Origin of the sequence: Pseudarthrobacter sp. NPDC092202 (assembly GCF_044755505.1) — a bacterium.
Lineage (GTDB): Bacteria > Actinomycetota > Actinomycetes > Actinomycetales > Micrococcaceae > Arthrobacter.
Map to the genome: position 1 here is coordinate 23189 of NZ_JBIVRG010000025.1, position 7123 is coordinate 30311.

Here is a 7123-nt window from a genome sequence, read left to right on the forward strand (position 1 = left end):
CGGCATTCCTAGTGGGTACCTAGAGTGGAGGTGACACCACCCGGAAACCGAAACGAGGCCCATGCCAACCGCCCGCGCCCAGGGAGTGGGCTTCCGTTCTGAACGGGGCCCCATCCTTATTTCCCTGATGCTCGCCACCGGGCTGGTGGCGATCGATTCCACCATCGTGGCCACGGCCGTCCCGTCGATTGTCCGCGACATCGGCGGGTTCGAATCGTTCCCGTGGCTGTTTTCGGCGTATCTGCTGGCGCAGGCCGTCTCCGTCCCCATCTATGGCAAACTCTCCGACATGGTGGGCCGGAAACCCATCATCCTTGCCGGCATCGGGCTGTTCCTCCTCGGGTCCGTGCTCTGCGGCATTGCGTGGAGCATGCCCGCCCTGATCGCCTTCCGTGCCCTGCAGGGCCTCGGCGCCGGCGCAGTGCTGCCTGTCTCCATCACCATCGCAGGTGACATCTACTCACTGGAGGAACGCGCGAAGGTCCAGGGCTACCTCGCGAGCGTGTGGGCGGTCTCCTCCGTGGTGGGACCAAGCCTCGGCGGCATTTTCGCAGCCCTGGGGTTTTGGCGGGGGATCTTCCTGGTTAACATCCCCCTGTGCCTGCTGGCGGGATGGATGCTGGTCCGGACGCTGCACGAGAACGTGGACCGGGCCAAGCACCAGGTGGATTACGCCGGGGCAGCCCTCCTGGCGGCTTCGCTTGGCCTGCTGATCCTTGGCGCCCTCGAAGGCGGCCAGGGCTGGGCCTGGAATTCACCCGTCAGTATTGGCATCTTTGCCGTGGGCGGGGTTCTGCTGGCCGTGTTCCTCGTGGTGGAAAGGCGCGCGGCAGAGCCCGTGCTGCCCTCCTGGGTGGTGTCGCGCCGGCTCCTCGGAACCACAGCCCTTGTGTCCTTCGGCGTTGGTGCCGTCCTGATCGGGCTGACGTCCTATGTGCCCACGTTCCTGGAGGGCGCGCTGGCCAGCTCACCGCTGGTCGCAGGGCTGGCCCTGGCGGCACTCACCGTGGGCTGGCCGATCAGCGCCTCCCAGGCCGGGCGCTTCTACCTGCGGATCGGGTTCAAGGCCACAGCGCTCATCGGCATCTCCATCACCGTGGCCGGCCTCGCGGTCCTTGCACTTACCTCAGCTGCTCCCAGCGTAACGCTGGTCGCCGTCAGCTGCTTCGTCGTCGGACTCGGCCTGGGGCTGGTTGCCACCCCCACGCTGATCGCCGCCCAGTCCAGCGTTTCCTGGAATGAGCGGGGTGTGGTCACCAGCACCAACATGTTCGCCCGGTCCATCGGGAGCGCACTGGGCGTGGCCGTTTTCGGTGCGGTGGCCAACGCCATTTATGGGGGAGCCGCCGGAGGAGGCGGCAACGGACCCGCAGTAGTGGCGGCTTCCGGCGCAGTCTTCGTGGCCGCCCTTGCCGCGGGGGTCCTCACGGTGGCGGCGGTCCTGGCCATGCCTGCCGTGCGGGCGGCCAACGCGGACGCCGCGGGCGGGGACGGCGGGGAACCGGTCCTTACCGATGCCGAGGACAGCTCCCGCTAACTGTCCCCTGCATGACGGCAGGCAATCAGCGGCCGGCGCGGAAGATTTCCGGGGCAGGCCTGGCGCCGGTGGCCAGGTCCGCAAGCATCCGCCCGATGACCGGCGTGAACTTGAACCCGTGCCCCGAGAATCCGGCACCGATCACCACGGGGCCGATCCGGTCCAGGACGAAGTCCTCGTCCGGCGTGGTGGTGTAGGTGCAGCTGACCGCCTCGAAAGAGTCAGCGTCCACCCCGGGCAGCCAGGTCCGGGCGTACTCCTGCAGGGCGGCGAGCTGCACCGGCTCCGGCAGGAAGGACCGCCGGTCCGGATCCACAACCGGACCCACTCCATGCCAGCCGGCCTTAATTCCCTCGCCCGGTGTCTGCATCCCGTACGCAGGGGAATACCAGCCCCGGTACGCAGCGCCCGCCCCCGGGTAGTGGTTGAAGCCGGGCCATTCTGCCCCCGGATCCGTGACCCTGAAGTGCACCGGCTGCTCCTGGGTGACGCGCAGCTGTGGAATCCGCAGCCCTGAACCGGTGCTGTTGCCAGGCAGTCCGCCGAGGAGCTTCTCCGTCCAGCCGCCGGCCGTGACAACAGCCTGTGCAGCGGTGACCACCTCCGTGCCGGCAGCGGACTCCAAAACCAGCCGGACGCCGTCGTCCATCACCTGGAAGTCCACCACTTTGGTGTGGTGCCGCATCTCGGCGCCGCGGGCTACGGCCAGCCGCTGCATGGCAGGGAGGGCCGCGTCAGGGTTGAGCTGGCCGCCGTCGGGCAGGTGGAGCACCTGCTGGTCGAAGCGGATGCCGCGCCAGCGCTCGGCCGCCTCTGCGGGGTGAAGGAATCCAGCGCGGATCCCGGCCTGCTCCAGGGCGGCGGCAACATCGGCAAACAGCGGCTCCGGCCCGTGGTTGACCACCCCCGTGCGCGCCAGCAGCTGTTCGCCGCTTTCCTGCTCCAGCTCATCCCACAGGGCCAGTCCCTCCGCCAGCATGGCCACGTACTCGGGCCGGTGGTACCCCGGGTTGAGGTTGCGGGTGGTGCCGTGCGAGGCCCCGATCCGGTGCCCGGGCCCGAACTGCTCCACCAGCGTCACCTGCCGGCCGCGGCGCGACAAAGCCCACGCGGCGGCCGAGCCCATCGCTCCGCCGCCGATCACCACGGTGTCCAGAACAGTATTCATGCAGCCCTCCAGGCTCAGGTCAGCAGCAGTGCCACGCCGATCATGGCCGGCACAGCCACCACGGTGGTAATCAGGACGGTGTCCTTGGCCACGGTGAGGCCGGTGTTGTAGCGGCTGGCGGCCACAAAGACATTCTGCGCGGTTGGCAGCGCAGCGGTCACGACGACGGCGAACAGGACATGGCCGTCCAGCCCCAGCAGGAAGCGGGCAAAGAGATAGGCAAGCGCCGGCTGGACCGCGAGTTTGAACGCGCTGGCCAACAGCGTATCCACGCGTCGGGCAGCGGCGGCCTGGAGCGGGCGGGTACCGTTCAGGCTCATGCCGAACGCAATCAGCATGGCGGGGATCGCCGCGCCGCCGATCAGGTGGATCGGCTCCATGACAAGGTCGGGCACCTTCCATCCGGTGCCCGCCACCAGGAGGCCCAGCGCGGAGCCGACGATCATGGGATTCCGCAGGATCATCACAGCGAAGTTCAGCGGCGTGGTGCGGTGTTTGCTGGTGCTCGAGTCCAGGAGCATCAGGAACAGCGGCGTGAAGAAGGCGAGCTGGAAGATCAGCAGCGGTGCCACGTAACTGGCATCGCCCAGGACGTAGACGGCGATGGGAATGCCCAGGTTCGCCGAGTTGACCAGCGACGCCGCCATGGAGGACATCAGCGATTCCGGAAGCGAACGCCTGAGCCAGAACTTGGCAATGACAAAAAAGAGGAGGGCGGTGGCGACGGCTGAGACAGCCGCCACCAGCAGGGGTGCTGCGAAGACTTCGGCGAGGCGCGCTTTGCTGAGGGTCTCAAAGAGCAGGGCCGGGCTGGCCACGAAAAACGTGAGGGAGCTCAGCACCTGCCGGGCGTTGTCACCCAAAATTTTCTGCCGGCCCACGAACCAGCCCACCAGGATGATGCACCACACGACGAAGAAGCCGGCCAGCACGCCTAGCATGGGACGGCCCGCAAGGCGCGGCAGGGCAGGGGACCGGGGCTCACGCTCCGGTTACAGGGCGGCGTTGTTAAGCGCGAAAGGGGGGCGCAGCAAACCCGGGGTAAGGCCCTCGGCGGGGTCGTTGCCCAGTTGGATCACGCGGTTTTTTTCGTCCACGTGGACCACCTTGGGCTCGTAGCTCTTGGCTTCCTCGGTGGTCATCTGCGCGTAGGTTATCAGGATGACAATGTCGTTTTCCTGCATCAGGTGGGCCGCTGCCCCGTTGATGCCGATCACGCCGGAGCCGCGCTCGCCGGCGATCGTGTACGTCTCCAGGCGCGAGCCGTTGGTCACGTCCACGATGGACACCAGCTCACCCGGCAGGATGTCGGCCGCCTCGAGCAGGTCCAGGTCAACGGTGACTGAACCTACGTAGTGCAGGTCAGCGTGCGTGACGGTGGCCCGGTGGATTTTGGACTTGAACATTGTTCGATTCATAACGGGTTCAGTCTAGCGGCGGGGGCCCTGCGGCGCAGTGACGCAGGAAACAGTTGCGCGGGAGCGGTAGCGGCGCGGTGATGCCCCCCGCGTCATGGTGCAGGGAAGAGCGCAGGCACCCAGGTTGGAAGCCATGTCCGAGCCGGCTGCTCACCCGGCGACATTCTCCGCCACGGCTTCTGCCGTGGCCGCCAGGGTTTCCCGGGCAGCCAGGATGGCCGGCCGCGTGGCACCGGAGCGGCGGACCGAGGTGAAGACTGTCCGCCGCGGCTTCCCCGGCAGGTCCAGGAGCCGCGCATTGGTGCCGCGGCCGGTCCACACCAGGTCCGGCATCAGCGCCACGGCGTTGCCCGACTCGATCAGCCGGATCTGGGCCTGAAGGTCGGCGGTCTCAAAGCGCACGTCGGGTTCGAACCCGGCGCTCCGGCACGCCTGCTCAGCCCAGTGCCTTGATGCGGCACCCCGCGGCTCCATCACCCACGCGAGTTCCGCCGTGTCCTCGATCGAAGCGATGGCAGGGCCGCCGTCGGACGCCGGCGGAATGGCCAGCCGGATGGCGTCGGTGGTCAGCTTGACCCTGTCCAGTTCGGGATAGCGGGGGGCGGCATGGCCCGGATACTGCTCGGCAATGACGAGGTCAAAATCGCGGGCCCAGGTTTCGTGCAGGGCGGTCTCAGGCTCGCGCTGGATCATCTCGATGCGGACTTCAGGATAGGTGCGGGACATGCGCGTGAGCGTTTCAGGCATGAGGGCAAGGGCTGCAGACTGGAAGACGGCGATCCGGACGGTGCCCGTGACCGTTGTCAACGATGCGGCCAGGTCCGCCTCAGCCTGCTCCATGGTCTCCAGCAGGCTCGCAGTGTGCGCCACCAGGACCTCGGCCTGCGGTGTGAGCTGAACCCGGCGCCCGGTCTTGCGGAGCAGCTCGACGCCCACTTCCTTTTCCAGCAGGGCAAGCTGCTGGGATACCGACGACGGGCTGTACTGCAGTGCCTCTGCCACCTCCGCGAGCGTGCCCCGGATGCTGAGTTCACGCAGGAGACGGAGCCGGCGGACATCAAGCATGAGGAAATCCTTACCGAAACTAACGAATATAGGTTAGAAGTAGTCACTTTATCTAACGCAAGCACGCTTGCATACTGTTGGGACCGAGTTACCCCCGTCACAAGCGATTCTTCGCGCGCCGTGACGGGGTCGCACCCCAAGCAGGAGTTCCTGATGAGCACTAGAGATATGACCCAGTCGATCATGCGGCGCAAGCCCATTGACGACATTGAGGAAGAGAACAAACATAGTGGCCTCTTTAAGTCACTCGGGCTTTGGCAGCTTACGGCGATCGGCGTAGGCGGCATCATCGGCGTCGGCATCTTTTCCCTCGCGGGACTGGTGGCCGCCGGCAGCGAGAGCACGCCCGGGGTGGGGCCCGCGGTACTGATCTCCTTCCTGGTGGCTGGCCTTGCGTCCGCCGCCGCTGCTTTGTCCTATGCGGAATTCGCGGGCATGATTCCCCGCGCCGGGTCCGCGTACACCTACGGATACGTAGCACTCGGCGAGATCATCGGCTGGTTCATCGGCTGGGACCTCCTGCTGGAGTACATCGCCATCGTGGCGGTGGTTGCCATCGGCATCTCCGGCTACTTCGATGCCTTCCTCTCGGGAATCGGCATCAACATGCCTATCTGGATGACCTCCACCGCGGACGAGGGCAGGGGCGGCGTCGTCAACATCCCGGCCATCGCGGTCTGCCTGATCGTGACCTGGATCCTGTCCCGCGGCACCAAGGCCTTCGGGCGGTTCGAACTCGTAGCCGTTGCCATCAAGGTCGTCCTGATCCTCTTCATCATCGGGCTGGGCGTCTTCTACATCGACACCAACAACTACAACCCGTTCATGCCCAGCGGCTTCGGTCCGGTCCTGGCCGGCGCAGCCACTGTCTTCTTCGCCGTCTTCGGCTATGACGCCATGAGCACCGCGGCGGAAGAGGCAAAGGACGGCAAGAAGCACATGCCCAAGGCCATCATCCTGTCGCTGATCATTGCGATGCTGCTCTACGTGGCGGCCACCCTGGTGCTCACCGGCATGCAGAACTATAAGGACATTGACCCCACGGCGGGCTTTGCCTCGGCCTTCACGGGTGTCGGCCTGCCGGTGATCGCCACCATCATCTCGGTGTTCGCCGTTCTGTCCATCCTTACCGTGATGCTGACCTTCCTCCTGGGTGTCACCCGCGTCTGGTTCTCCATGAGCCGCGATGGCCTGCTGCCCGGCTGGTTCTCCAAGACAGACCGCCACGGCACCCCGCAGCGCGTCACGTGGATCGCCGGCGTCGCCTCCGCCCTGCTTGCCGGGGTGTTCCCCATCAAGGCTGTTGCCGACCTGACCAACATTGGCATCCTGGCCGCGTTTGTCGTCGTCTGCTTCTCGGTGATCGTGTTCCGCTACAAGAAGCCGGACGCACCCCGGACCTTCCGCCTGCCGTTCATGCCGTTCATCCCGGCGTTCGGCGTGCTGGCGTCGGCATTCCTGATGTTCCAGCTGCACTGGGAAACCTGGGCCCGGTTCGGCGTCTGGCTCCTTGTTGGCCTGGCCATCTACTTCTTTTACGGAAAGAAGCACTCGCTGATGAATCCCAACAGCCCCCGGCATGACGAGATCGTGGAGATGCACCGCCCCCTGGTCTGACCCCCGGACGCTCTCTCACTCAAAGTCGCTTTACCCCCGACGCTCTATCACCTAATGTCGCTTTACCCCGAACGCTCTATCACCTTGAACTGCTCCCCGGAAGTCGGAACTGAATTTCTCAGTCCAACTTCCGGGGAGCAGTTCACCTTCCTCGGGAGGGTGATAGAGCGTTTCCGTTTTTCCCGCATCAAGTGGGAGAGCGTGCGGAAATTTGCACCGTTAAGGGCTCTTCGCAGTTGAGGGTGTAGTCGAGGGTCGGCGGCTGGTTCGTGGATAGACGTCGAGGTCTTCCAGGATGGAAGTTCTCACACTGCCCAT

Annotated in this window: 6 protein-coding genes; 2 read left to right on the top strand and 4 right to left on the bottom strand. The window is 65.8% G+C overall.

The genetic code is table 11. The features are described 5' to 3' along the window. Nucleotides 1-61: 61 nt before the first annotated feature. Nucleotides 62-1537, top strand: a complete 1476-nt coding sequence (locus ACIQF4_RS20645; RefSeq protein ID WP_400517707.1) for an MFS transporter — start codon at nt 62-64, stop codon at nt 1535-1537. Between the two features lie 25 nt (nt 1538-1562). Here the strand turns inward: ACIQF4_RS20645 and ACIQF4_RS20650 are convergent, their stop codons facing one another. From ACIQF4_RS20650 to ACIQF4_RS20665, 4 genes are all read right to left on the bottom strand, one after another. Next, nucleotides 1563-2705 (bottom strand): FAD-dependent oxidoreductase, encoded by a 1143-nt coding sequence (locus tag ACIQF4_RS20650; protein WP_400517706.1) that lies wholly within the window; start codon nt 2703-2705, stop codon nt 1563-1565. Between the two features lie 14 nt (nt 2706-2719). Then, the gene (locus ACIQF4_RS20655) at nt 2720-3646 is read right to left on the bottom strand and encodes an AEC family transporter (RefSeq protein WP_350006001.1); all 927 of its coding nucleotides are present in this window, start codon (nt 3644-3646) and stop codon (nt 2720-2722) included. 51 nt (nt 3647-3697) lie between these two features. Beyond that, nucleotides 3698-4123 (bottom strand): aspartate 1-decarboxylase, encoded by a 426-nt coding sequence (gene panD / locus ACIQF4_RS20660; RefSeq protein ID WP_400517704.1) that lies wholly within the window; start codon nt 4121-4123, stop codon nt 3698-3700. 150 nt (nt 4124-4273) lie between these two features. Next, nucleotides 4274-5188 carry a LysR substrate-binding domain-containing protein gene (locus ACIQF4_RS20665; protein ID WP_400517703.1) on the bottom strand — a complete coding sequence of 305 codons (915 nt, stop codon included), beginning with the start codon at nt 5186-5188 and terminating at the stop codon, nt 4274-4276. Between the two features lie 153 nt (nt 5189-5341). Between ACIQF4_RS20665 and ACIQF4_RS20670 the strand changes: the two genes are divergently transcribed. After that, the gene (locus ACIQF4_RS20670) at nt 5342-6805 is read left to right on the top strand and encodes an amino acid permease (RefSeq protein ID WP_400517702.1); all 1464 of its coding nucleotides are present in this window, start codon (nt 5342-5344) and stop codon (nt 6803-6805) included. Nucleotides 6806-7123 lie beyond the last annotated feature (318 nt).